General features: G+C 59.2%; 23 protein-coding genes. 10 read left to right on the top strand and 13 right to left on the bottom strand.

The window, feature by feature from the left end:
* Window positions 1-7: 7 nt before the first annotated feature.
* Window positions 8-1048, bottom strand: coding sequence for an HlyD family secretion protein (locus tag IEI95_RS11570; protein ID WP_194416449.1), 1041 nt, complete (start codon window positions 1046-1048; stop codon window positions 8-10).
* A 201-nt stretch (window positions 1049-1249) separates the two neighbouring features.
* On the opposite strand from IEI95_RS11570, the gene IEI95_RS11565 reads away from it, so the two are divergent.
* Both IEI95_RS11565 and IEI95_RS11560 read left to right on the top strand, forming a co-directional pair.
* Window positions 1250-2251, top strand: coding sequence for a P1 family peptidase (locus tag IEI95_RS11565; RefSeq protein WP_194416448.1), 1002 nt, complete (start codon window positions 1250-1252; stop codon window positions 2249-2251).
* 118 nt (window positions 2252-2369) lie between these two features.
* Window positions 2370-3530 carry an alpha-D-ribose 1-methylphosphonate 5-triphosphate diphosphatase gene (locus IEI95_RS11560; protein ID WP_234934215.1) on the top strand — a complete coding sequence of 387 codons (1161 nt, stop codon included), beginning with the start codon at window positions 2370-2372 and terminating at the stop codon, window positions 3528-3530.
* Between the two features lie 3 nt (window positions 3531-3533).
* On the opposite strand, the gene IEI95_RS11555 is transcribed toward IEI95_RS11560, so the two are convergent.
* The 8 genes from IEI95_RS11555 to IEI95_RS11520 all read right to left on the bottom strand — a co-directional run bounded on the left by IEI95_RS11555 (window position 3534) and on the right by IEI95_RS11520 (window position 11741).
* On the bottom strand, window positions 3534-4286 hold the full coding sequence (locus tag IEI95_RS11555) for an ABC transporter ATP-binding protein (RefSeq protein WP_194416446.1): 753 nt from the start codon (window positions 4284-4286) through the stop codon (window positions 3534-3536).
* Window positions 4283-5116 carry an ABC transporter ATP-binding protein gene (locus IEI95_RS11550; RefSeq protein ID WP_156536019.1) on the bottom strand — a complete coding sequence of 278 codons (834 nt, stop codon included), beginning with the start codon at window positions 5114-5116 and terminating at the stop codon, window positions 4283-4285. The genes IEI95_RS11555 and IEI95_RS11550 overlap by 4 nt, the downstream gene beginning before the upstream one ends.
* Window positions 5113-6042, bottom strand: a complete 930-nt coding sequence (locus tag IEI95_RS11545) for an ABC transporter permease (RefSeq protein ID WP_420481791.1) — start codon at window positions 6040-6042, stop codon at window positions 5113-5115. The genes IEI95_RS11550 and IEI95_RS11545 overlap by 4 nt, the downstream gene beginning before the upstream one ends.
* Window positions 6039-7106: an ABC transporter permease gene (locus tag IEI95_RS11540; RefSeq protein ID WP_194416445.1), complete on the bottom strand. Its 1068-nt coding sequence runs from the start codon at window positions 7104-7106 to the stop codon at window positions 6039-6041. Before IEI95_RS11540 ends, IEI95_RS11545 begins: the two co-directional genes overlap by 4 nt.
* A gap of 15 nt (window positions 7107-7121) precedes the next feature.
* Window positions 7122-8762, bottom strand: coding sequence for an ABC transporter substrate-binding protein (locus tag IEI95_RS11535; RefSeq protein WP_194417283.1), 1641 nt, complete (start codon window positions 8760-8762; stop codon window positions 7122-7124).
* 54 nt (window positions 8763-8816) lie between these two features.
* Window positions 8817-9869, bottom strand: a complete 1053-nt coding sequence (locus tag IEI95_RS11530; protein ID WP_156536017.1) for a dipeptidase — start codon at window positions 9867-9869, stop codon at window positions 8817-8819.
* Window positions 9870-10115: 246 nt separating this feature from the next.
* Complete coding sequence (locus IEI95_RS11525) at window positions 10116-11030, bottom strand: sugar kinase (RefSeq protein WP_156536016.1); 915 nt, start codon at window positions 11028-11030, stop codon at window positions 10116-10118.
* Between the two features lie 15 nt (window positions 11031-11045).
* Window positions 11046-11741, bottom strand: a complete 696-nt coding sequence (locus IEI95_RS11520) for a GntR family transcriptional regulator (RefSeq protein ID WP_156536015.1) — start codon at window positions 11739-11741, stop codon at window positions 11046-11048.
* Window positions 11742-12022: 281 nt separating this feature from the next.
* Here IEI95_RS11520 and uxaC point away from each other — a divergent pair, with 281 nt between their 5' ends.
* The 7 genes from uxaC (at window position 12023) to IEI95_RS11485 (ending at window position 19919) form a co-directional block, all read left to right on the top strand.
* Window positions 12023-13423 (top strand): glucuronate isomerase, encoded by a 1401-nt coding sequence (uxaC, locus tag IEI95_RS11515; protein ID WP_194416444.1) that lies wholly within the window; start codon window positions 12023-12025, stop codon window positions 13421-13423.
* Between the two features lie 427 nt (window positions 13424-13850).
* Window positions 13851-14174 carry a cupin domain-containing protein gene (locus tag IEI95_RS11510; protein ID WP_197435711.1) on the top strand — a complete coding sequence of 108 codons (324 nt, stop codon included), beginning with the start codon at window positions 13851-13853 and terminating at the stop codon, window positions 14172-14174.
* An 18-nt stretch (window positions 14175-14192) separates the two neighbouring features.
* Window positions 14193-15014 (top strand): 5-dehydro-4-deoxy-D-glucuronate isomerase, encoded by an 822-nt coding sequence (kduI, locus tag IEI95_RS11505; RefSeq protein ID WP_194416443.1) that lies wholly within the window; start codon window positions 14193-14195, stop codon window positions 15012-15014.
* Window positions 15011-15757 (top strand): 2-dehydro-3-deoxy-D-gluconate 5-dehydrogenase KduD, encoded by a 747-nt coding sequence (gene kduD, locus IEI95_RS11500; RefSeq protein WP_174111817.1) that lies wholly within the window; start codon window positions 15011-15013, stop codon window positions 15755-15757. Before kduI ends, kduD begins: the two co-directional genes overlap by 4 nt.
* A complete protein-coding gene (locus IEI95_RS11495; RefSeq protein WP_204166272.1) occupies window positions 15735-17204 on the top strand; it encodes a mannitol dehydrogenase family protein in 1470 nt (489 codons plus the stop codon). The genes kduD and IEI95_RS11495 overlap by 23 nt, the downstream gene beginning before the upstream one ends.
* Window positions 17201-18394 carry a mannonate dehydratase gene (gene uxuA / locus IEI95_RS11490; RefSeq protein WP_194416442.1) on the top strand — a complete coding sequence of 398 codons (1194 nt, stop codon included), beginning with the start codon at window positions 17201-17203 and terminating at the stop codon, window positions 18392-18394. Before IEI95_RS11495 ends, uxuA begins: the two co-directional genes overlap by 4 nt.
* A complete protein-coding gene (locus IEI95_RS11485; RefSeq protein ID WP_156537130.1) occupies window positions 18387-19919 on the top strand; it encodes an altronate dehydratase family protein in 1533 nt (510 codons plus the stop codon). The genes uxuA and IEI95_RS11485 overlap by 8 nt, the downstream gene beginning before the upstream one ends.
* A gap of 2 nt (window positions 19920-19921) precedes the next feature.
* Here the strand turns inward: IEI95_RS11485 and IEI95_RS11480 are convergent, their stop codons facing one another.
* Window positions 19922-20548: a TetR/AcrR family transcriptional regulator gene (locus IEI95_RS11480; RefSeq protein ID WP_234891142.1), complete on the bottom strand. Its 627-nt coding sequence runs from the start codon at window positions 20546-20548 to the stop codon at window positions 19922-19924.
* Between the two features lie 62 nt (window positions 20549-20610).
* Between IEI95_RS11480 and IEI95_RS11475 the strand changes: the two genes are divergently transcribed.
* The gene (locus IEI95_RS11475; protein WP_156536009.1) at window positions 20611-21156 is read left to right on the top strand and encodes a DinB family protein; all 546 of its coding nucleotides are present in this window, start codon (window positions 20611-20613) and stop codon (window positions 21154-21156) included.
* A gap of 130 nt (window positions 21157-21286) precedes the next feature.
* Here IEI95_RS11475 and IEI95_RS11470 read toward each other — a convergent pair whose 3' ends face one another.
* The 3 genes from IEI95_RS11470 to IEI95_RS11460 form a co-directional block, all read right to left on the bottom strand.
* Entirely contained in the window at window positions 21287-22720 is a 1434-nt protein-coding gene (locus tag IEI95_RS11470; protein ID WP_156536008.1) for an NAD(P)(+) transhydrogenase (Re/Si-specific) subunit beta, read from the bottom strand.
* 16 nt (window positions 22721-22736) lie between these two features.
* Window positions 22737-24308, bottom strand: a complete 1572-nt coding sequence (locus IEI95_RS11465; protein WP_156536036.1) for a Re/Si-specific NAD(P)(+) transhydrogenase subunit alpha — start codon at window positions 24306-24308, stop codon at window positions 22737-22739.
* A gap of 304 nt (window positions 24309-24612) precedes the next feature.
* A complete protein-coding gene (locus tag IEI95_RS11460; protein ID WP_156536007.1) occupies window positions 24613-25545 on the bottom strand; it encodes a LysR family transcriptional regulator in 933 nt (310 codons plus the stop codon).
* Between the last annotated feature and the right edge of the window lie 89 nt (window positions 25546-25634).

Here is a 25634-nt window from a genome sequence, read left to right as displayed (position 1 = left end):
GCCCCGCTTACGGCTTATTGGCGGAAGGTTGGGTATTCGAAGCCGAAGGGTCGAGAGGCGCTGTCGTCAGATCGGATTGCAGCCGGTCCGGCCAGACCGCGGCCGCATCAGTCTTCACATAGCCAAGACCGGTGATCCCGGTTTTCACGAGCGGCAGATATTGCTTCACCAATTCCTTCGGTGCGCTGATCTTGACGCGGAACATCAATCGGTCGCGCTCGCTGCGGATTTCCACCTGTTTCGGCGTATATTGCGCTTGCGGCGAGACGAAGGACACCGTTCCGGGAATGGCCCGGTCCGGCAGAATATCAAGCAGGATACGGCCCTCAGCCCCGATTGCGGTTTTCGCGGCGTCCGCAGACGGAAGATAGATCGTCATATAAACATCCGACAGATCGAGAACCGTCAGCACCTTGCCGCCTGCCGCCAGCACCTCGCCCGGCTCCGCCAGCCGGTAAAGCACCCGCCCGTCCTTCGGCGCCGTCAGCGTCGCATCGGCGACGGTCTGGGCAATGCGGTCGGCCTCTGCCTTGGCATTGTCGATGGTCGCCTGCACGCTGTTTAACGTGCTCTCGGCCGCCGAGACCGCCGCCTTGTCGCTGTCACGGGTCAGCCGCTGACTGTCAACCGCCTGATCGGAAACGAAACCTTTGCCGAGCAGGACCAGCTTGCGCTCCAGATCCTTGTCGGCCAGATCGAACTGGCTCTGCGCCTGCGACAGTTTGAAGGCCGAAGCATCGCGGCTCTGTTCGGCTTCGGCGATCTTGGCCTTTGCGGCGCGCAGCTGGCTTTGCAATTCCACCGTATCCATCCGCGCCAGGATCTGGCCCTTGGTGACCAGATCGCCCTCGCCGACTTCGACGGAGACCAGCCGGCCTGCGCTTTTGCTGGCAATATCAACCTCGGTCGCCTCAATCCGGCCATTGCCCGTGACGATGCCTGACGGCAGCGTATCGGCTCGTCCGAATTTCAAATAGGCATAGGTGCCGCCGGATGCGGCAAGCAGAACGATAACGAAGGCAAGGGCGAATTTCTGGGGCTTCTGCATAGACAGCTCAAATCTCGAAAAAGGGGCCGACAGCGCGGGAATCCAACGATCGGCCAAACCGTAAGGCACTAAATTCACTGTATAAACTTGTTACGAGCGCTTTCAGGGTATAACGCTTATGCGTCAAACTTACTGGCCTTTGCCGGTGCGTCCTTGATTGAAATCAAGTCGTCCGCAACACAATCCGAAGGAGCATCCCGCATGAAACCCGGCCCTCTCAACCTGCTGACGGATGTTGCCGGTCTTTCGGTCGGTCATGCCACCGATCTGGCGCTCGGTTCCGGGGTGACTGTCATCGTCTTCGATCAACCGGCCACCGCATCCGGCTCGGTGCTGGGCGGTGCGCCGGGTGGGCGTGAGACGGGCTTGCTCGATCCAGCGCTGTCCCTGGTCACGCAGGTCAATGCGCTGGTCCTGTCGGGCGGTTCCGCCTTCGGGCTGGATGCCGCGGGCGGCGTGCAGGCGGGCCTGCGCCAGCTTGGTCAGGGTTTTCCAGTCGGTGATATGAACGTCCCCATCGTGCCGCAGGCGATCCTGATGGATCTGCTGAATCGCGGCAACAAGGACTGGGGCCTCCACTCCCCTTATCGCGATATGGGCTATGAGGCTTTCGTGGCCCGCAAACCGGGCAGTTTCCCGTTAGGAACAATCGGGGCTGGAACAGGTGCCACCACTGCCACCGTCAAGGGCGGGCTCGGCTCGGCCAGCGCCGTCTCCGCCAGCGGTCATACCGTGGCGGCCATCGTCGCCGTCAATGCGCTCGGTACGGCCACGATTGGTTCGTCACGGCATTTCTGGGCCGCTCCTTTCGAGCAGGCGGGTGAATTCGGCGGCCTCGGCATACCCCCCTCCTTCAGCCCCGATGATAGCGCATTGCGCCTCAAGGGCCGCGACCCGATCGCCACCACCATTGGCGCCATTGTCACCGATGCTGAACTGACCAAGGCGGAATGCCATCGCCTGTCGATCATGGCTCATGACGGACTGGCGCGGGCACTATTGCCTGCTCATCTGCCTGCCGATGGCGATACGGTGTTTGCCGCCGCCACCGGCGAAAAGCCACTGCCGGACCTTGCGACCTTCATGGAGCTTTGCCATCTCGCCACCCTCACCATGGCCCGCGCCATCGCCCGTGGCGTGTATGAAGCGCAAGCCCTGCCTTACAACTGTTCGCAACCGGCGTGGCGTGATCTTCATGTCTGATTTCCCATCGCTGACATAGAACGGTCATCACAGAGATTTACACCGCGCCTGTTGCGGCACGGCTCGAATCGGCTGAACCGTGCTATGTGGAATAAAAAGCGGAGAGATCGGGATGGACATGAGCGGTAAGACACCTTCGAAACGCCTGATCCTGACCAATGCCGCCATTGTCCTTGCCGACCGCATCCAGACCGGCACGGTGGAAATTGAAAACGGCCAGATCATCGCCATCGGCCCGTTAACCCATGCCAGCGACGCCATCGACCTTGGTGGCGACATGCTGATCCCAGGCCTCGTCGATATCCACACCGACCATTTCGAAAAGCATGTCTTTCCCCGACACCATGTCCGCTGGAACTATACGACGGCAGCCCTTGCCCATGACGCGCAAATCATCGGCGCCGGCATTACCACCGTGTTCGACAGTCTCTGCGTCGGCGCAGCGGAAGACGGCAGCGAGCGGGCGGAAATCCTGGGGCCAATGATCGAGGCGCTGGAAAAGGCCCAAGCTGCCGGCATGTTGCGGGCCGAGCATTTCGTGCATCTGCGCTGCGAAGTGATCGATGAACAAACGCCTGCACTGATGGAAGCCAATATTGGCCATGCTCTGGTGCGCGTCGTCTCGGTCATGGAGCACCTGCCCGGCATCCGCCAGACGCGGGATCTCGACACCTATCTGGCCAAGGTCGCGAAATTGCGTGGCGAAGCCCTTGCTGTGACCACGGCACGGGTTGCGGACCTGATCACCGCCAAACAGGCCATTGGCAACCGCATCCGCCCGCAGGTGGTGGACATCGCCAAACGCCACAACAAGCCGCTGCTCAGCCATGACGATACCGATATCGAGCATGTCGATCTGGCGGCGGACGAAGGCGTATCAATCTCGGAATTTCCCTGCACGCTGGAGGCCGCCCGCGAAGCCCGCAAGCGTGGCATGCAGATCGTCGGCGGCGCACCGAATATCGTGCGCGGCGGCTCACAATCCGGCAATGTGGCAGTGCGTGATCTGCTGCTCGAAGGCCTCTGCGATATTCTGGCCTCCGATTATGTACCCCGTGCCTTGCTGGACGCGCCCTTCGCCATCGCCGCCGATCCGGATCTCGCCTACGACCTGCCCGCCGCCATCCGCATGGTCACCAAGACCCCGGCAGAAGCCGCTGGCCTCAACGACCGCGGCGAGATCGCGCCGGGCAAGCGCGCCGACCTCTTGCAGATTGGCCAGCATGGTGGCCATCCGTTCATCAAGCAGATCTGGCGTGAAGGGGTGCGGGTTGCATAAGCCTCAGCTTTTCCGCCGAAACCCCTCACTCGCCACCATCAATTGCCGTGTATAATCCACCTGCACATCGCGTCGGCGTAGCGCCTCGACATCCATGACTTCCACCACTTGCCCGGCGCGCATCACCGCCAGCCGGTCGCACATATGGCTGATGACCGCCAGATCGTGGCTGACCATCAGGAAGGTTAGGCCACGATCCTTGCGGGCCTGTTCGAGGAGGTTGAGGATTTCCGCCTGGATCGAGGCGTCGAGCGCTGAGGTTGGCTCATCCAGCAGCAAGATTTTCGGCTCGACGATTAGGGCGCGGGCAATGGCGATGCGCTGGCGCTGGCCGCCGGAGAGCTGGTGGGAAAACCGGAAGCGGAAGCCCGAACCAAGACCAACCTCATCCAGAGCGCGGGCAATCCGGCTATCGACATCGGAAAATCCATGCACGGCCAAAGGCTCCAGCAGCAGCCGGTCCACAGTCTGGCGCGGATGCAGCGAGCCGTATGGGTCCTGGAACACCATCTGCACGGTGCGATAGAAGGTCTTGTCGCGCTGCCTGCTGTCATAGCTTTTGCCATCGACAGTCAGCGCGCCGCTCTCAAAGGCATTTAGCCCGGCAATCGCCCGCAACAACGTTGATTTTCCGGAGCCGGATTCCCCGACCAGACCAAAGCTCTCGCCCTGCTCAACGGCGATGCTGACACCGTCCAGCGCCAGAAACTCATCAAAGCGCACGCCCATTTCTTCAACAATCAGGGCCTTGCTCATTGCGCCCACTCCACCTGACGCTGCAAGACCGGCAGCGGATGCTGGTTGCCTTCCAGGCGCGGCAGGCAATTCAGCAGGCCCTGGGTATAGGGATGTTTGGCCTCGGACAGGTTGGCCGCATTCAGTTCCTCGACAACCCGGCCCGCATACATCACCAGCACCCGGTCGCAGAAGGAGGAGACCAGCCGCAAATCATGGCTGACGAAAATCAGCCCCATGCCGCGTTCCCGCACCAGCATGTCGAGAATATCGAGCACCTCCAGTTGCACCGTCACATCCAGGGCTGAGGTCGGCTCATCGGCAATCAGCAGTTCCGGCCCGCAGACCAGCATCATGGCGATCATCACCCGCTGGCCCATGCCGCCGGAAACTTCGTGCGGGTAAAGCTTGAACACCCGTTCCGGATCGCGGATCTGCACCGCCTCCAGCATGGCCAGCGCCCTTTGCCGGGCTTGCTTTCCCGTCATCCGTTCATGGGTCAACAGCGTCTCGACGATCTGTTTGCCAATCGGCATGACAGGGTTCAGCGAATATTTCGGGTCCTGGAGGATCATCGCCATCCGCTTGCCGCGCAGCGCCCGGCGCTTGGATGCCGAAATCGCCAGCAGATCCGTGTCGCCGAAATGGAGTTTATCGGCAGTTATCCGCGCATGGGCGGGGGTGAGACCCATGATCGCCCGCCCGGTCTGGGATTTGCCGGAGCCGGATTCGCCGACAATGCCCAGCCGCTCCTTGCCCAGTGTGAAGGACACGCCGCGCACGGCTTCCACCAGACCCGTGCGGGTCGGAAAACTGACCTTGAGATTGTCCACCGTCAGCAGCGCGCTCATTGTCCGGCCTCCTTCGGGTCCAGCGCATCGCGCAGGCCGTCGCCCAGCAGGTTGAAGCCAAGGCTGACGATCAGGATGGCAAAGCCCGGCATGGCGGCAACCCACCATTGATCGAGAATGAAGCGACGGCCATCGGCAATCATCGCCCCCCATTCCGGCAGAGGCGGCTGAGCACCAAGGCCTAGAAAGCCAAGACCGGCAGCCGTCAGGATAATGCCCGCCATATCCAGCGTGACGCGAACGATCAGCGAGGACAGACAGAGCGGCATGATGTGACGCAGCACGATGCGAAAGGGAGAGGCGCCCATCAGCTTGACGGCAGAGATATAATCGGAATTGCGCACCGTCAGCGTTTCCGCCCGGGCAATCCGCGCATAGGGCGGCCAGGAGGTGACGGCGATGGCCAGAATGGCGTTTTCAATGCCGGGGCCGAGGGCTGCGACCAGCGCCAGAGCCAGAACGAGCTTCGGAAAGGCCAGGAAAATATCGGTCAGCCGCATCAGTACCGCATCGACCCAGCCACCCGCATAACCGGCCACCGTGCCGACCAGCAGACCGATGGGTGCAGCGATGATGGCCACCAGCACCACCACCATCAATGTCAGCCGCGACCCGTAGATCAACCGGGAATAGATGTCGCGACCCTGATCGTCGCTGCCGAGCCAGAAACCGCCGGTGCCCGGCGCCATCAACCTTGCATTGGCAAGATCACCCTGCACCGGATTGTGAGTGGCGAGCAGATCGGCAAAAGCCGCAACCAGAATGAGCGCGATAATGATTCCAAGCCCCAGCAGCGCCAGCCGATTGGCCGAAAACTGCCGCCAGATCACATAGGCACGGCCAAGCCTTGCCTGCCGGCGCGATTGGGGCCGGTCCGACAGCAGCCACTCGCGAAGGGACATATTTTGGGAGGGCGTCGTCATCATCGGCTGCGCGTCCTCGGGTCAAGGGTCTTGTAAAGGAGATCCGACAGGATGTTGATGGCGATGAACACCGAACCGATAATGATGGTTCCGCCCAGCACCGCATTCATATCGGCATTTTGCAGCGAATTGGTGATGTAAAGACCGATGCCCGGCCAGGAGAAGATCGTCTCTGTTAGCACCGAGCCTTCCAGCAGCCCGGCATAGGACAGGGCAATCACCGTCAGCAGCGGCACAGCGGCATTACGCAAGGCGTGGAACCAGATGATCCGGCTTTCGGACAGGCCCTTGGCGCGAGCCGCCACGATATATTCCTGCGAAAGCTCGTTGAGCATGAAAGAGCGGGTCATGCGGCTGATATAGGCGAGTGAGAAATAGCCGAGCAGCGCGCCGGGCAGGATAATATGGCGAAACAGATCCCAGAGGATGTCCCATTGGCCCGCCATGGCCGCATCCAACAGGTAAAAGCCAGTGACGGGTATCAGGTCATATTCATAGACCACGTCCATCCGCCCCGGATAGGCCACCCATTGCAGCTTAGCATAGAAAAACAACAGCGCCAAAAGGCCAAGCCAGAAGATTGGCACGGAATAGCCGATCAAACCGATGACCCGGACAATCTGGTCGGCAAGGCTGCCGCGCTTGACAGCGGCCAGAACGCCTAAGGGAAGGCCAATCACGGCGCCGATGATGGTGCCGACCGTGGCAAGTTCAACAGTTGCCGGAAAAAACCGGGCGATATCGGTCATGACAGGATTGGTCGTCAGAACCGATGTGCCAAAATCGCCCGAGAGCACTTGTTTTATATAGACGAAGAACTGGTAATAGAGCGGTTGATCCAACCCCATTGCCCGGCGCGTCTGTTCGACGACCGCCTGCGGCGCACGGTCCCCCAGGACAGCAAGAACCGGATCGATAGGGATCACCCGACCAATGAAGAACGTCACCGCCAGAAGACCGAGATAAGTCGTCAGAACAGTCACGAAAAATCCCGCAACTGCCTTGAAACGTCTTAACTGCCGGTCGCGCCTGCGACCGGCAGATGCTTGTGTTATGGTGAGAGCCAAGAGCCCCGCTCCTGATCAATCCTTGGAAATCATGTTCTTGAAGTTGCTGTCGAAGGTCGGGCCCAGCTTATAATTCTGAACATTGGCCCTATAGCCGGCAATCTCCGTTTTTTGATAGATGATCACAAACGGACCATCGGCCAGAACCTTGCGCTGCAATTCTTCATACATCGCCTTGCGCTTTGGCGTGTCACGCTCCAGCAGGGCTTCGCTGGTTTCCTTGGTCAACTCAGGCACATCCCAGGCATTGCGCCAGGCGAGTGTCTTGGATTTCGGCGTCTCGGAATTATCAGGATTGCTGGTAAAGGTTTCGGCATTGGAATGCGGGTCCCAATAGTCAGCACCCCAATCCCCGATATAGATGTCATGGTTGCGGGCGCGGTATTTGGTCAGCGTCTGCTTACCATCTCCCTGAATGAGTTCCAGCGTAATGCCCGCCTGCGCGAAGGTTTGCTGCATGGATTGGGCGATGCTGGTCATCGGCTCGATGGAGCGCACATCCATGGTGACCTTGAAGCCATCCTTGAGGCCTGCCTTTTCCAGCAGTTCCTTGGCTTTCGCAACATTCAACTTATAGGGCTGGTCATCGATGGAACCCAGAATGCCCTTGGGCAGGAAGGATTCATGCACGGTGCCAACGCCCTTGATGAGGGTTGCGCCGATGGCATCGTAATCGACAAGATATTTGATGGCCTGGCGCACTTCCGGCTTGGAGAGATACTGGTTTTTCTGGTTGAGACCGAGATAATAGACCGTTCCCTTCTGGGCAGAATATGTCTTGATATTTTTCGCATTGGCAATCGCGGTAAAGTCCGTCGGCGAAAGATTACGCGCCACATCGACGTCACCGGATTCCAGCGCCAGACGTTGGCCTGAGCTTTCCTTCAGGAAGCGGTAGATGACCCGCTTCAGCTTGGCCTTTTCACCATAGTAATTGTCATTGCGCTCCATCACGACCAATTCATTGGCACGCCATTCGCGCAGCTTGAAAGGACCGGAGCCAGCGTAATTGGTCTTCAACCAACCGTTGCCGAAATCGGTGTCATAAGGATAATCCTTGGAAACCGTCACGGCTGCCGCGTGGCTCTGCACCAGTTTCTTGTCAACGATGGCCCCGACGGTCGCAGTCAGGCAGTTCAGCACGAAGCTGGTCGCATAAGGCTTGTCCACCTTGAACTGGAAGGTCGCGGCATCGACTGCCTTGGCATTTTCCGCGACATTCTCGCCACTCAGGCCGAATTGCTGGAGGATGAAGGCCGGGTTCTTGTTGAGCTTGACGGCCCGTTCAAAAGAATAGGCCACATCTTCCGCAGTGATCGGATTGCCGGACGCGAACTTGATGCCAGACTTGATCTTGAACGTATAGGTCAGGCCGTCTTCAGACGCACTCCAGCTTTCCGCAATGCCGGGCGCCACGGTCGAGGTATCGGCAATATTCAGCTTTACCAGTGTATCATAGGTATTGCCGGTGACTTCAGCGGCAGAGATTTCGAAAGCCTCGCCCGGGTCCATTGTAATGATATCGTCAAATGCCCAGGCCTCGACCAGGGTATCTTTCGGCGTGGCGGCAAAAGCGCGCGGCACGCCTGCAACTCCCAATGCCAGAACAGCACTGGCCGTGGTCATCAGGCTGCGGCGCGTCAATGTCATGGTCATGGTCATGGTCCCGTCCCCTTTTTTAAAGTCAATGATCGCCGACTAACGCCGGATTTATTCGCCCCAGGCCGTCCCCAGCACCCGCAGCCAGTTTTCATGGGCAATCTTAGCGATATCTGCATCACCGTATCCAGCCGATTGCAACGCTTCAAGCAACCTCTGGTTCCCACTGGCATCGCCAATTGCACCGGGTACGGTGCAACCATCGAAATCGGAGCCGAGGCCGACGCAATCGATGCCCATGCGTTCCACCATGTAATCGATGTGGCGCACCATGTCCGACAGCGGGGTCTCGGCAAAATCGCGGGCGTCAGCGCGCAGCATGGTCACCGCGTAGTTGAGGCCAGCGATCCCCTTGCGCTCGCGGATCGCGTCCATTTGCCGGTCGGTCAGGTTGCGGGCCACCGGTGTCAACGCGTGGGCATTAGAATGGCTGGCGATCAATGGCTTGTCCGAGGTTTTCGCCACGTCCCAGAAGCCCTTTTCGGTGATATGGGCAAGGTCGAGGGCGATGCCCAGCCGGTCGCAGGCTTTCACAAGCTCAAAACCAAGTGTCGTCAGGCCCGGCCCGGTATCCGGCGACATTGGAAAGGCGAAAGGAACCCCATGGCCGAAAATATTCGGGCGGCTCCAGACCGGACCGAGCGTGCGCAAGCCCGCCTGGTGAAACACTTCAAGGGCGGCCAGATCGGCATCGATGGCCTCGCAGCCTTCCATATGCAGCACGGCGGCAAACACACCGTCGGCCATGGCAGCGCGAATATCCGATGTCGAGCGGCACAGCCGCCAGCCGCCAGCCCGCTCGAGCCGCAGCGCAATCGCGGCCATCTGCAAGGCGATGTCGAGTGAGGATGCACGCGCCAGGGGCTTATCAACAGGGGTATTGTAATGGCCCTTGTCATCCGGCTCGGTCAGCACGAACTCACCGTCGGAGGGAATATAAATCGCGCAGAGACCGCCACCAAGCCCGCCACGGCGGGCGCGTGGCGCATCGATATGACCTTCCCGTGTGCCATTGATGAATTGCCGCACCGGATCGACGCCCGCTGCATGAGCCCTCCACAAACGCAGGAGGACATCATTATGCCCGTCGAAAACCAATTGCATGAACACTCACCTTTTGACGCATTGCGACTGGCCAGTCCTTTTTGACAAGGGCCACAAGCCTATGACAAAAAAGGGAAATATCGCCAATCTCCTATTTTAGGTGCAGAGTAGAATCAAAAGCTGCAAGGGTTCAAGCGAAAATAATTTGCATCGCAACACAAAGAAGCGAGCATTCTTGCGACATTGGTTTTCGGACACGGCTTTTCGCGTGCCCGTCGGCCAAGGGTGTTTTGAGGAGATGTTTTTTCAGGGGATATTTTCGATCTCCACCAAAGCGCCTCGCTTACGGATCACTTGAGCGGAAACGGCAGCCCCTTGCGCCAATGCCTCAGCCATCGCGACACCCGAAAGGCGAGCCGACAGGAAGCCGGCATTGAAACTATCGCCAGCCGCTGTCGTATCGACGAGATCGGCGACCGGCACGGGATCGAATGTCACTGGCCCTTCCGTGGCGTCAAAGGCATGCACACGGCCCGCGCCATTCTTGACCACCACGGTGGCCGCACCTGCTTCACGGTATCGGATAATCGTGGCGTCAGGTGTGGCATCGTTGAAATTCGGCCCATCCTCGTCAAAGGATGGCAGGACAATATCGGCAACCTTGGCCGCCTGCGAAACCGCATTGCACATACTGTCACGGTCCGGCCAAAGCCGGGCGCGCATATTGGGGTCGAAAGCGATCAGGCTGCCGGCAGAGCGGGCCTGCGCCAGAACCTCCAGCAATTGCTGGCGGCCCGCCGGGGACAGGATGGCTAGGGTAATACCGGAAAACAGGATGAGATCACGGTCTCGTACGGCCTCTAGAAGAAACGCACGGTCGTCTGCCAGGCGCTTGGCGGCGGACTGGCCGCGCCAATAGCTGAAACTGCGCTCGCCATTGGCAAGCTCGATCATATAAAGCCCGACCGTCGCATCCTCCAGACGGCGCAAATGCCCGGTGCCTATTCCCGCCGCTTGCATGAAGGTGAGCATGGCTTGCGAAATAGCATCGACGCCGATAGCCGAGCAGTAATCCACCCCATCGTCTGCACCTAGAAGACGGCGCAGATACCAGGCAGTGTTGAATGTATCGCCAGCAAAATTGCGATGATAGGCACCGTCTTCGCGGGGCGCCATTTCTACCATGCATTCGCCGATGGCCAAGATCCGTTTGCCGCTCATATTATCCTGCCATCCTCATTCGGTCGCGAAATACTGGCCTTGGGTTTCCCTGATCCGGCTAATGATCGACAAGATACGTGACAGGTGAACACGCATGTTGGCGGCGGCCCGGTCGCCATCACGTGCCTTCAACGCGGCCATAATCTCGATATGGTCGTCAATGGCGCTTTGCGCTCCGAAAGCAAGGCTGAGATAGCGAATCCGGTCCATATGCGCCTTGCTGTCGCGGATCAGCGTCCAGGCGAAGTCATGGCCCGACATCTTACAGATCTGCCGATGAAATTCGTCGTCCAACTCGTGAAACAGCATCTTGTCACCAGCCTCCATGGCTTTGATCTGCCGCTGTACCAGGTCGTCAAGCGCCGCGATTTGATCCTCGCTCAACCGCTCGGCGGCGGCCCGCACGGTTTCCATTTCCAGGGCCGTGCGGATGAAGCGGGCCTGCAAGACCCCGCGCTCGGAAATATGGGTCACCACGGTTGCCCGTTGCGGGCGGATCATCAGGAAGCCCTGCTGGGACAGGCGATAGAAGGCGTCGCGCACCGGTTGGCGCGACACACCCATCTGCTTGGCAACATCCACTTCCGACAATTTTGCCCCGGGCGGCAGCTCCAGTTCAACCACCTGCCGGTACAACAACTCGAAGACCTGCTCGGTGACCGAAGGTTGCCGCTGAACATCCAGCGTGCGCACATTGACCGTATCAATCATCCCACCCTCCGATTACCACCGCCATCGTCACTCCAAATAGCCGGGCCAAGTAGCCGGGATCATCCCGGGACCGCATTGACACAATTTGCATACTAACATATTAGATTGGCAGCGGAATGCAATTGCGTTTCGCCACCACTGTCACCGCCCAGGCCATCGATCAAAAGACGATGGCCAACGCAAGGGGCGGCAGTTGTTTTAAGCCATAATACGCCGGACCGAAATCGGCTTGCGATATTATGCTCTATTAGAATTACGGGGCGCACGCGGAGACCACGGCATTGCTTCATCCAGACAGGCTTTTTCCCCTTGACCCCACAGCACGCACGCTGGCGCGCACGCTTTATGACACGGTCCGCGACCTGCCCATCGTCAGCCCGCATGGCCACACTGACCCCCGCTGGTTTGCGGAAAATGAAGCTTTTCCCGATCCGGCCCAGCTGTTCGTGGTGCCGGACCATTATGTGTTTCGCATGCTGTATTCCCAGGGCATCGACCTCACAGCGCTTGGCGTGCCGCGTGTCGATGGCGGCATGACGGAAACCGATGGCCGCAAGATCTGGCGGCTGTTTGCCGAAAACTTCCACCTGTTTCGCGCCACGCCCAGCCGCATGTGGCTGGACCATGCTTTTGAGGATGTGTTCGGACTGACGACCCGGCTGTCGGCGCAGACGGCGGACCAGACCTATGACCATATCGCCGATTGCCTGACGAAACCGGAATTTCGCCCCCGCGCCCTGTTCGAGCGCTTCAATATCGAAGTGATCGCCACCACGGAAAGCCCGCTGGACGAGTTGAAATGGCATGAGACGATCCGCGCCTCCGGCTGGAATGGCCGCGTCGTCACCGCCTATCGGCCTGACCCTGTAGTCGATCCGCAATTTGAAGGCTTTGCCACCAATATCGAGCGGTTCGGGCAATTGGCTGACGTCGATGCGACAAGCTGGAGCGGCTATCTGGAGGCGCATCGCAACCGCCGCGCATTTTTCAAAACCTATGGCGCCACCAGTTCCGACCACGGCCATCCCACGGCCCGCACCGAGGACCTGCCCCAGGATCAGGCCAAGGCGCTGTTCGACAAGGCGCTGACCGGGCGGATCACCCCCGATGAGGCAGACGCCTTCCGTGGCCATATGCTGACGGAAATGGCCCGGATGAGCCTGGAAGACGGGTTGGTGCTGCAAATCCATCCCGGTTCCTACCGCAACCATTCCTCCGGCATCATGGCAAAACATGGCCGCGACAAGGGCTTCGATATCCCGACCCGCACCGATTACGTCCGGGCGCTTAAACCTCTGCTGGACGCGGTTGGCATGGAAAAGGACCTGACGGTCATTCTCTTCACGCTGGACGAAACCAGCTATTCGCGTGAACTGGCACCGCTGGCGGGGGCCTATCCGGCCCTGAAGCTCGGCCCGGCCTGGTGGTTCTTCGATAGCCCGGATGGCATGCGCCGCTTCCGCGAGACAACGACCGAGACCGCCGGTTTCTACAATACTGTCGGCTTCAACGACGATACCCGCGCCTTCTGCTCCATCCCGGCTCGCCATGATGTGGCAAGGCGGGTGGATTGCGCCTATCTGGCCGAACTGGTGCTGACGGGCCGACTGGAGGAGGACGAAGCCCAGGAGCTTGCAGGCGATCTCGCCTACGGACTGGCGAAAAAGGCCTATCGGCTCTAGCTGAGGAGCAGCGGGTCCCAGCGTTTTTCAGGGAAAAGCGGATACAGATTTTCCCGAAAAGATAAACGAAAACAAAGGAAAGCGAGAGGTTGCCTGGTTCAGAACACAGTACACGCCCAAAGGACTCATGGGCTTCGCCCCCCTCATCCCCCTGCCGGGGACTTCTCCCCGGCAGGGGGAGAAGAGGCCAAGGCGATAGCACTCAGCCTTATTCTGATGTTGGAAAAGGGCTTTACTCGCTCTTTACAACACCAGAGAAAGCGCTGGACGCCGCTGCAAGTCTCTTCTCCCCATCGGGGAGAAGGTGGCGGCAGCCGGATGAGGGCGGCGGCAAAGCCGCAAGACCTTTGCGTCGTGTCAAGACCTTTGCGTCGCGTCCTGTGGGTTCAGACTGAACCAGATAGCCTCGATGGAGGAGCAGCCAGCCATGGATACAGACTTTGTCAGGACCTTTCCGGTGGTCGAAGCCGGCCACGGGGTGACCCGCCAGGTTCTCTCCGACAGCCCAGACCTGATGGTGGTGAAATTCACCTTCGCCAAGGGTGCGGAGGGCCTGCGGCACCATCACCCGCATGTGCAATCCACCTATGTTCAGTCCGGCCGGTTCGAATTTTCCATCGGCGACGAGACGTTCACCGTCGGCCCCGGCGACAGTTTCGTTATTCCCTCCCTTGCCTTTCACGGCTGCCGGGCCATCGATCCCGGCGTGCTTATCGACACATTCACGCCCCGGCGTGACGATTTTCTTTGATATTTGAGGAGTAAAGCCATGCTGACCGTTGAAACCCGCCACGCTATCGACCCGCAGACCGCCAAAGGCTTCGACACCACGGCCCTGCGCAAGCATTTCCATGTCGGCGATATTTTTGCGGAGGGCGAAATCCGGCTGATCTATACCCATTACGACCGGATGATCGTCGGCGGTGCGGTGCCGGGCGGCTCTCCGCTGGTGCTGGACCATGTGAAGGAATGCGGCACCGCCTCCATTCTCGACCGGCGCGAACTTGTCGTCGTCAATATCGGCGGCACCGGCACGGTCGAGGCGGATGCAACCTATGAAATGGGCAAGGGCGACATGCTCTATCTGGGCATGGGCGCGGGCAAGATCAGTTTTTCAGGCGCTGGCCGGTTTTACATTCTCTCGGCTCCAGCCCATCACACCTATCCATCGCGCCTCATCAAGATTGAAGAAGCCGCCAATGTAACGCTCGGCTCGCAGGCAACCTCCAATGAGCGCACCATCTATCAGTTCGTGCATCCCGACGTGATGAAGGCCTGCCAGCTGGTGGTCGGCATGACCAAGCTTGCCCCCGGCTCCGTCTGGAACACCATGCCCGCCCATGTCCATGACCGGCGCATGGAAGCCTATCTGTATTTCGACCTGCCGGAAGGCCAGCGCGCCTTCCATATGATGGGCGAGCCGGACGAGACCCGCCATATGGTGTTGAAAAACGAGGAAGGCGCGATCTCGCCGCCCTGGTCGATCCATTCGGGTGCGGGTACGGCCAATTACACTTTCATCTGGGCGATGGCCGGTGACAATGTCGATTACAAGGATGTCGAAGTGGTCTCGATGGAGACGCTGAAGTGAGCGATCTGTTCTCTCTTTCGGGCAAGACGGCGCTGGTGACAGGCGCCAATACCGGCATCGGCCAGGCCATTGCCCTGTCGCTTGCCGGGGCTGGCGCCAGCGTGATTTGTGCGGGCCGCTCTCCGGTGACAGAAACTGTCGAGCAGATTACCAATGCCGGTGGTAAGGCATCCGGCCTCACCCTCGACCTTTCCGACCCGATGGCCGGGAGCGGCATTTTCGAGGATCTCGGCCCGGTCGATATTCTCGTCAACAATGCCGGTATCATCCGCCGCGCCGATGCGGTGGATTTCACCGAGGCCGATTGGGACGCGGTGATGGATGTCAACCTGAAGGCGGTATTCTTCCTCTGCCAGGCCTTCGCCAAGGCCTTGTTTGCCCGCGACGCAGGCGGCAAGATCGTCAATATTGCCTCGATGCTGTCCTTCCAGGGCGGTATCCGCGTGCCATCCTACACGGCATCGAAAAGCGGTGTCGCCGGGCTGACCAAGCTGCTCGCCAACGAATGGGCGGCCAAGGGCATCAATGTCAACGCCATTGCCCCCGGCTATATCGAAACCAACAATACCGAGGCGCTGCGCAATGACGCGGCCCGCAACAAGGCAATCCTGGAGCGCATTCCGGCTGGTCGCTGGGGCGAGGCCGAAGACATTGGCGGCGCTGCGGTGTTTCTTTCCTCAAGGGCGGCCAAATATATCCATGGTGCCATTCTCAATGTTGATGGAGGCTGGCTTGCCCGCTGATATGTCCGCCAATCCGCAACGGCTGCGCCGCCCCGATAGCATCAGACCGCAGACGGGCATTGTCCATCTCGGGCTTGGCGCGTTCTACCGCGCCCATGGGGCGATCTATATCGAACAAGCGATGGAGAAATCCGGTGGGGACTGGGGCATTATCGGCGTCAGCCTGATGCGGCCCGACCAGCGCGATGCGCTTGCCCCCCAGGATTTCGCCTATACCGCCGTGGAGCTTGGGCCAAACGGCGAAACGCCGCATATGATCGGCGTGATCAACGATGTGCTGGTGGCACGGGAAAACCCGAGCGCCGTGATCGACGCGATGAGCGATCCGGCTGTCAAAATCGTCAGCCTGACGGTAACGGAAAAAGGCTATTGCCACGAACCCTCCACCGGCAGGCTGAACCGTAACCATCCCGACATCCAGCATGATCTGGCCCATCCCGAAGCCCCCCTCTCCGCCCTCGGCTTTCTGGTGCGGGCGCTGGAAAAGCGCCATGCGGCGGGCCTGCGACCGTTTACCGTGCTGTGCTGCGACAACCTGCCGGAAAACGGCAAGGTGGTGCGCGGCGTCGTGCTGGAGCTTGCCGGACTGATCTCACCCGACCTTCAAGGCTGGATTGCCCGTGAAGGCGCTTTTCCCTCGACCATGGTGGACCGGATCGTGCCCGCCACCAAGCCGGAAGATATCGACCGGCTGGCGCAGATCACCGGCGTGCTGGATCTCTCCCCCGTCATGCATGAGCCTTTCCGGCAATGGGTGGTGGAAGATCATTTCGTGGATGGCGCACGGCCAGATCTCGGGGCCGTCGGCGTCGAGCTGGTCGAGGATGTGACGCCCTTCGAGCATATGAAGCTGCGTTGCCTGAACGGCACCCACTCGTCGCTTGCCTATCTCGGCTATCTCGCCGGTCACGAAACCATTGCCCAGACGGTGGCCGATCCGGTCTTTGCCAGGTTCTGCAAAATGCTGTGGGACACGGAAATCACCCCGGGCCTGAAAGCCCCACCCGGTATCAGCCTTGGCGATTATACAGCTGCGCTGTTTGACCGTTACGCCAATCCCGCCATCCGCCACCGCACCTGGCAGATTGCCATGGACGGATCGCAGAAGCTGCCGCAGCGAATTCTCGGCACCGTGACGGAGAACCTCGCCGCCACCCGGCCGATCACGGGATTGGCTTTGGCCGTTGCCGCCTGGATGCGCTATGTTGGCGGCGTGGATGAAAAGGGCGACGCCATCGACGTGCGCGACCCGTTGGCCGCACGATTGAAAAGCTTGAGCGATGGCGCGGCCGAGCCTGCCGACAAGGTAGCGGCCCTGTTGTCGGTGCGCGAGATTTTCCCTGCACCGCTGGCCGACAACCCAACTTTCCGCAACGCGCTGACGACAGCTTATCAAAGCCTTGTGACCAAGGGCGCGCGACAGACGATAGAGGATTTGAGCCGATGAAAGAGAGCTGGCGCTGGTACGGCCCGTTTGATCGCATTACCCTGACCGAGGTCGCCCAGACCGGGGCCTCCGGCATCGTCAACGCGCTGCATGAAATACCCTATGGCGAGGTCTGGGGCAGCGATGCCATTGCGGCAAGGCGCGACGAGATCGCCGATAGCGGCTTAGGCCTCACCTGGAATGTGGTGGAAAGCCTGCCGATCCATGAGGATATCAAGCGCGGCGAAGGCGATCTTGAGCGGCTGTTTTCCAATTACCGCCAATCGATGAAGAACCTGGCCGATGCCGGTATCCACACGATCTGCTATAATTTCATGCCATTGCTCGACTGGACCCGCACCCAACTCGATGCGCCAGTGGCACGAGGTGGCACCGCCCTGCGATTTTCCGAGCCGCATATGGCTGCCTTCGAGATTCATATGCTGGAACGTGACGGTGCTGAAAATGACTATGCGCCAGAGGTGCGCGAGGCCGCCAAGGCCTGGTTTGACGCCTCCAGCGAAGGCCTGCGGCAAAACCTGTTGAACAGCATCATGTCCGGCCTGCCCGGTGCCTTCGACCGCTACGACATCCGTGGGTTGCGTGAGGCGCTGAAGCGCTATCATGGCATCAGCCGCGATGAGATCCGCGCCAACTATGCCCGCTTCCTCGCCGAAGTCATCCCGACGGCGGAAGAGCTTAGCATGCGGTTTTGCGTGCATCCCGACGATCCGCCGCGCGATATTCTCGGCCTGCCGCGCATCGTCTCCTGCGAAGACGACATTGCCTGGATCATGGAACAGCAACCAGCCCTTGCCAACGGCTTGACGCTGTGCGCGGGCTCGCTGGGTGTCAATCCGAAAAACGATGTTCCGGCCATTGCCGCACGCTTTGCCGAGCGCATCCATTTCGCCCATCTGCGCAATGTGGCCAAGGAGAAGGACGGTTCCTTCCAGGAGGCCGCGCATCTCGATGGCGATACCGACATGGTGACGCTGATCGCCGTGCTGATTGCCGAAGAGCGCCGCCGCAAGGCGGACGGTCGCGCCGATTTCGACATTCCCTTCCGGCCTGATCACGGCCACGAATTGCTTGACGATGTCAGTCGTGGCACCCATCCCGGCTATCCGCTGGTCGGGCGTCTGCGCGGGTTGGCGGAACTGCGCGGGGTCATTCAAGCCCTCTCTCACGGACATGTGCATTATGGCTGAAGGGACAGGGACAGTGCTGCTGCACCCGGATGACACCGTCGCCATCCTGACCAATCCCGCCCCGGCAGGCGCGCAGCCGCTTGGGTTTGGCGTGGCCCTTGATCATCCGGCAGCACGTGGCCACAAGATTGCCCGGCAGGATATGGCGGAGGGAGGCAATATCATCAAGTTCGGACAGGTGATCGGCTATGCCAGCCGCCCGATCCGGGCCGGTGAGCATGTGCATACCGACAACTGTTCCTTCGGCGCTCACGACCAGCAATATGAGGTGGGTGCCGATTACCAGAAGGCGCTGGCCGCCATTCCCACTGTTAAGCCTGAGACATTCATGGGTTATCGCCGGGCGAATGGACAGGCGGGAACGCGCAATTTCATCGCTATCTGTGCCACGGTCAACTGTTCCGCCACCGTCATCCGGCGCGCTGCCGATGACATCAACCGCTCCGGTATTTTGGCCGACTACCCCAATATCGACGGGGTCGCCGCCTTTGCCCATGGCACCGGCTGCGGCATGGATGCGGGCGGCGAAGGGGCGGATATTCTGCAACGGGTACTCTGGGGCTACGCCACCCATCCCAATGTCGGCGCTGCTATTTTTGTCGGCCTGGGTTGCGAAGTCATACAGCTCGCCCGGATGAAAATGCTCTATGGTGGCAATGACGAAAACCGGTTCTTCGGCCTGACCATCCAGGACAGTGGCGGCACCGCTGCGACCATCGCGCATCTGGTCGAACACATCAAATCCATCCTGCCCGTGGTCAATGCCGTCAAGCGCCAGCCGATCCCGGCGTCAGAACTGAAGCTGGCGCTGCAATGCGGCGGCTCGGACGGGTTTTCCGGCATCACCGCCAATCCGGCGCTCGGCATCGCCTCCGACCTGCTGGTCGGCCTGGGCGGCACGGTGATTCTCTCGGAAACACCGGAAATTTACGGTGCCGAACAATTGCTGCTGCGCCGCGCCGCATCAAGCGAAATCGGCGAAAAGCTGATTGCCCGCATTCGCTGGTGGGAAGACTATACAAAAATGAACCGTGGCTCGATGGACAACAACCCCAGCCCCGGCAACAAACTGGGCGGGCTGACCACGATTTTGGAAAAATCCCTCGGCGCATCAGCCAAGGCAGGCAGCACGCCGCTGACCGACGTGCTGCACTATGCAGAACGGATCGAAACCCCCGGCTTCGTCTTCATGGACACCCCCGGCTACGACCCGGTTTCCGCCACCGGCCAAATTGCTGGCGGTGCGCAGATGCTGGTCTTCACCACCGGGCGAGGCTCGGCCTTTGGCTCCAAACCCACCCCCACCATCAAGCTCGCCACCAACAGCAAACTGTTCGAGGATATGCCCGACGACATGGACCTCAACTGCGGCGACATCATCAGCGCCGGGATTTCGGTGGAACAGAAAGGCCGGGAGATTCTGGACCTGGTGCTGGCCTCGGCGTCGGGGCAGAAGACCAAGTCAGAGATTTTGGGGCTGGGGGATAATGAGTTTGTGCCTTGGCAGGTTGGGGCGGTGATGTGAGGTTAAACCTCTGATAAATATAATTGAACCATGCGAACAAGTTCATTCCTGACCTCTATCGTTTGCAAGGTTCCGCGACGTGCAGCGTTATGGATGACACCGTCAATCGCATCTGACAGGATGATACCCATGGTCTCATTGTTCTTCGTGTTCTGAGGTGAGCAATATTTGGCAACAGCAGCACAATAATATCCAAGATACTCCTTCTCGAAATCGCTGTTTGGGTCTCTGAATATTTCTGAACTTGGAGCTTCATCGAGTAAAACCCGGTGCAGACACGGATGAACGCTATGGATGCCAATGACGCCATCCACCAGATCCTTCACAAAATCCGACTGAGGCTGGTTGCTCTCCACCACATTTTTCAACACCGTACGGCAATCTTCGAGGTGCCGATTGCGTATGGCGTCGATCAAAGAATGTTTATCAGGGAAATACTGATAATAAGACCCAACGCTTACGCCTGCGACTTCGGCAACCTTGTTGGTGGTAAAACCTGCCCAACCCTCCTCACTCAAAATGCGAGCAGCAGCTTCAATGATCGCGTCCACTGTCGCCTTGGACCGCAGCTGTCTCGGCAATTTGCGCATCGTTGACGTCGATTTTTCGATGCGAGTAGCCAAATGCATCTCTCCAGACAAGAATGCGAATAAATTACTCGTATTTGGAAGAAAGGCAACGGAGGCATTCGATGCACGCTCTATTCAACAGTTTTTTCAACTATCAAGCATGGGCCAATCGCGCATTTTTCGACGCACTTGAAACTCTGGACCGGACACAACACGAAGCTGAACATCATCAGGCAATACGCCTGATCAATCATACTCATGTCGTCGCACAGATATTCGCAGCGCATCTCCTCGGGCGGTCCCATGGTTACACCTCAGATAATACAGCTGAAACACCGGAACTGGCGGAGTTACGCAGCGCTGTCGCGACATCTGATCAATGGTATCTCGACTATGTACGGAGCATCACACCAGAGCAGCGTTGCGAAAAGATCGCCTTTTCCTTCACCGATGGCGACAAGGGGTATATGACACGTGAGGAAATGCTTGCCCATGTCACCATGCATGGCGGCTACCATCGAGGTGAGATCGGTCGCATTCTCGCACAGACTTCCGCTCAACTGCCGTGGGATACGTTTGCTGTCTTTCTGCATCAAACGCAACCAAACCGTCGGCTACAGGACAAACTGGAGTTTGCACCTATCCCATTTCAAGGTGCTAAGAACTAAAGGAAATACCTTAGTTCTCATTAGTCTTTCTTAGTTTTCTACGCGCCTTCCAGACAAGACAACCGAAGAATTCACAACAAAAAAGCCGGGTGTTTCCACCCGGCTTTCCATCTCTCAAGCCTGCCCGATCTTACTTAATCATCGGCAGCAATTCAGTGATCGACTTCTTGGCGTCGCCATAGAACATCCGCGTATTTTCCTTATAAAATAGCGGGTTCTCGATGCCGGAATAGCCGGTGCCCTGGCCGCGTTTGGAGACGAACACCTGCTTGGCCTTCCACACCTGCAAGACAGGCATGCCGGCAATCGGGCTGTTGGGGTCTTCTTCGGCTGCTGGGTTGACGATGTCGTTGGAGCCGATGACGATGACGACGTCGGTGCTTGGAAAATCGTCGTTGATTTCGTCCATTTCCATGACGATGTCATAGGGTACCTTCGCTTCGGCCAACAGCACGTTCATATGGCCGGGCAGACGGCCTGCCACCGGATGGATGGCAAAGCGCACGTTTTTGCCAGCATCGCGCAGTTTGCGGGTGAGTTCCGATACCGCCTGCTGGGCTTGAGCCACCGCCATGCCGTAGCCCGGCACGATGATCACGCTTTCGGCCTCGTTCAGCGCATTGGCCACGCCTTCCGCATCGATAGCCACCTGTTCGCCCTCGATTTCCATCGCCGGGCCAGTGGTGCTGCCAAAGCCGCCGAGGATGACCGAGATGAAGGACCGGTTCATCGCTTTGCACATGATGTAAGACAGGATCGCGCCTGACGAGCCAACCAAGGCACCGGTGACGATCAGCAGGTCATTGCCGAGCGTAAAGCCGATGGCCGCTGCCGCCCAGCCGGAATAGCTGTTGAGCATCGAGACCACCACCGGCATATCGGCACCGCCAATGCCCATGATCATGTGATAGCCGATGAAGAAGGCCAGAAGCGTCATCAGCACCAGTGCCCAGGCGCCTGCGCCGTAGAAATAGGCAATCAACAGCAGGAAGGACAAGGCGGCGGCACCGGCGTTGAGCATATGCCCGCCGGGCAATTGCTTGGCCTTACCATCGATCTTGCCTGCCAGCTTGCCGAAGGCAATGACCGAGCCTGTGAAGGTGACGGCACCGATGAACACGCCGAGAAACACCTCGACCTTCATGATCGACAGTTCCACCGGCAATTTATGGGCGAGAATAGCGGCAAAGCCGGTGAGTGCGGCCCGCGCCGTCTCGTCCAGCCGGGCAACATGGGCTTCTTCCAGATGGGTGTTATAGCCGATAAACACAGCGGCCAGGCCGACAAAGCTATGCAGTGCCGCCACAAGCTGTGGCATTTCCGTCATCTGCACGCGGTTTGCCACGTAATAGCCAAGCACAGACCCACCAGCGATCATCAGCACGATGATGAACCAATGGCCAATGCCGGGACCGAAAACGGTGGCGATGACCGCAAGGCCCATGCCGACAATGCCGTACCACACGGCCCGTTTAGCGCTTTCCTGGCCCGAAAGCCCACCCAGCGAGAGGATAAACAACACAGCGGCTGCAATATAGGCCGCAGAAACAATACCAATAGCCATAATAACGTCTTCCCCCTCAGGACTTCTGGAACATGGCGAGCATACGCCGTGTCACAAGGAAGCCGCCGACGATATTGATCGTCGCAATCAGCACGGACAGTGCAGCCAGTGTCACCACCAGCCAATTGCCGGAGCCGATCTGGAGCAATGCGCCCAGAATGACGATGCCGGAAATCGCATTGGTCAGGGCCATCAGCGGCGTGTGCAGCGAATGGCTGACACCCCAGATCACCTGGAAACCAATGAAGCAGGCCAGAACGAACACAATGAAATGGCTCATGAAGCTGACCGGGGCAAACGCACCCACCAACAGCATCACCGCCGTGCCAATCGCCAGCAGCTTGACCTGATTGGCGGTCTGCGCCTTGAACTCGGCAGCTTCCTTGGCCCGCTTTTCATCATGGGTCAGTTCCTTGACCTTCTCCTTCGGCTTGGCAGCGGCAATCGCCTGCACCTTGGGCGGCGGTGGCGGATAGGTGATCGCGCCTTCAAAGATCACGGTCGCGCCCCTGATAACGTCGTCTTCCATGTTATGGACGAGCTTGCCATCCTTGGTCGGCGTCAGGTCCGTCATCATATGGCGGATATTGGTGGAATAAAGCGTCGAGGACTGCGCCGCCATCCGGCTTGGGAAATCGGTATAACCGATGACAATAACGCCATTGTCGGACACCACCCGCTGGTCGGCCACGGTCAGGTCGCAATTGCCGCCGCGTTCAGCCGCCAGATCAATAATGACAGAGCCGGGCTTCATGGAAGCCACCATATCGACCAGCCACAGCTTTGGCGCATCCCGACCGGGGATCAGCGCCGTGGTGATGACGATGTCGATATCGGGGGCCAGCTCGCGGAATTTCGCCAATTGCTTTTCGCGGAATTCCGGTGAAGACGGTGCGGCATATCCACCGGTAGCGGCCCCATCCTGGCTGGCTTCAAATTCGAGATAGACGAATTGCGCGCCCATGCTTTCAATCTGCTCGGCCACTTCAGGGCGAACGTCGAACGCATAGACGATGGCACCGAGCGAGGTTGCCGTACCAATCGCGGCAAGACCGGCGACACCGGCACCGATGATCAGCACCTTGGCCGGCGGAACCTTGCCCGCAGCCGTCACCTGCCCGGTGAAGAACCGGCCAAAGTTATTGCCCGCCTCAATGACGGCACGATAACCGGCAATATTGGCCATGGAGGACAACGCATCCATTTTCTGGGCGCGCGAGATACGCGGCACCATGTCCATGGCGATAACATTGGCACCCTTGGTCTTGGCTTCTTCCAGAAGCGCGGCATTCTGCGCGGGATAAAAGAAGGAGATCAGGGTTTTGCCTGGCGCGAGCTTTTCCACTTCAGAGGATTCCGGCGGACGAACCTTGGCAATCACATCCGCCTGCGCGTAAAGCGCCTCTGCGCTATCGGCGACCGTGACACCGGCTTTGCGGTAGGCATCGTCGGAAAAACCCGCCGCCTTGCCAGCACCCGTCTCGATCAGGCAGGCATAGCCAAGTTTCTGCAATTGTTGTGCGCTGTCGGGCGTCATCGCAACGCGCGCTTCGCCAGCATATAATTCTTTTGGTGAGCCTATTGTCAAACTCATGGAAACCTCCTGACCCTCGATACGAGGGAACCGCACCAGCTTATAGCCTCCGCGCCCCCCCGTCCCCGTGACATGATGACCTCATGCCTGCGGCATTTAAGGGAGGTCGCGATTGCAAAACAAGCCTTTGTTAACGCTTTCGGTACGTTCGACTATCGATAAACACGGCTTTGCCGACAAACTGGCAAAACCACCAGTGTTTGGCCGGTCTGTGTACAACCGCCACCCCGTGCAAACGTGAGAGCTGCTCCAAAACGACCCTCCTCACAGGCAACCAGATACCAGAAAAGCACAGGCCTCAGCGCGTGATGAATTCCTGAAGGACGAGATCCTGAAGGCGGGCGGCGAGCGTTGACATATGGCGGTTTTTCATACTGATCAAATGATAGGGCAAGACGATAATCGGTCTGCGGATCTTCAGGCGGCACAGCCCCGCCCCGGTTGTCTGGCGACAGAGCAGGTCGGACACTTCCCGTGACAGCGGCGTAATCGCATTGGACGCGGCAATCATCGCAATCATCACCAGCAGCGAGGTGGTGTTGACGACATCCACCGGCAGCGTGGTTCCCGCATCGATAAAGGCGTTTTCAACGGCCTGGCGCACCGGCGCGCCCGGCCCCTGCATCACCCAGGGAAAATGCAGCAGGTCGGTCATGCGCAGATCGGCCGCATTGGCCAGGGGATGGCTCTGGTGGACGATCAGGTCCACTTCCTCGGTGCGGGCATGACGAATATGGAATTGACGGGCATCGACACCAACAGGGATCCGCCCCAGCACAAAATCGAACTGTCCCGAAACGAGATTGGAAATCAGCGTGCCGCTTGGTGCCACATCGACGTAAATATCGGCGGTCCGTGCCTCCGCCTTCAGTGTGCTGATGGCCGGCACGATATAGCCGAGCGCACCACCCGTCACCGCTCCGACGCTGACCGTGCCGGATGCGCCGCGCTTGATCGCATCCACCTCGCGCATCGCCTCGCGCATTTCCTGAAGCAGGATTTCCGAGCGTCGCACCAGCGCCGCCCCCACTTCCGTCGCCTCCATGCCCTTGGGCGTGCGCAGAAACACCGCCGCGCCGACGATCCGTTCAATTTCTGCCAGCATACGCGAAGCCGCAGGTTGGGTCATCGAGACCTGGCCTGCGGCAAGGCTCAACTGTCCAAGATCACCAATCGCCTTGATCAAGGTGAAATGCTTCGGCTGGAGCCGGTTTGCCGGTGTATTATTCATACAGCGTATATCAAGATTGATATGGGGAATGTCAAATAAATCATTTGAATGACATATCGGGACGGATAAGAGTTCACCATGGATCGTGT

Origin of the sequence: Agrobacterium vitis, assembly GCF_014926405.1 — a bacterium.
Lineage (GTDB): Bacteria > Pseudomonadota > Alphaproteobacteria > Rhizobiales > Rhizobiaceae > Allorhizobium > Allorhizobium vitis_H.
Note: the sequence above shows the minus strand (reverse complement) of the source record. Positions and strands in the feature narration are given on the sequence as shown.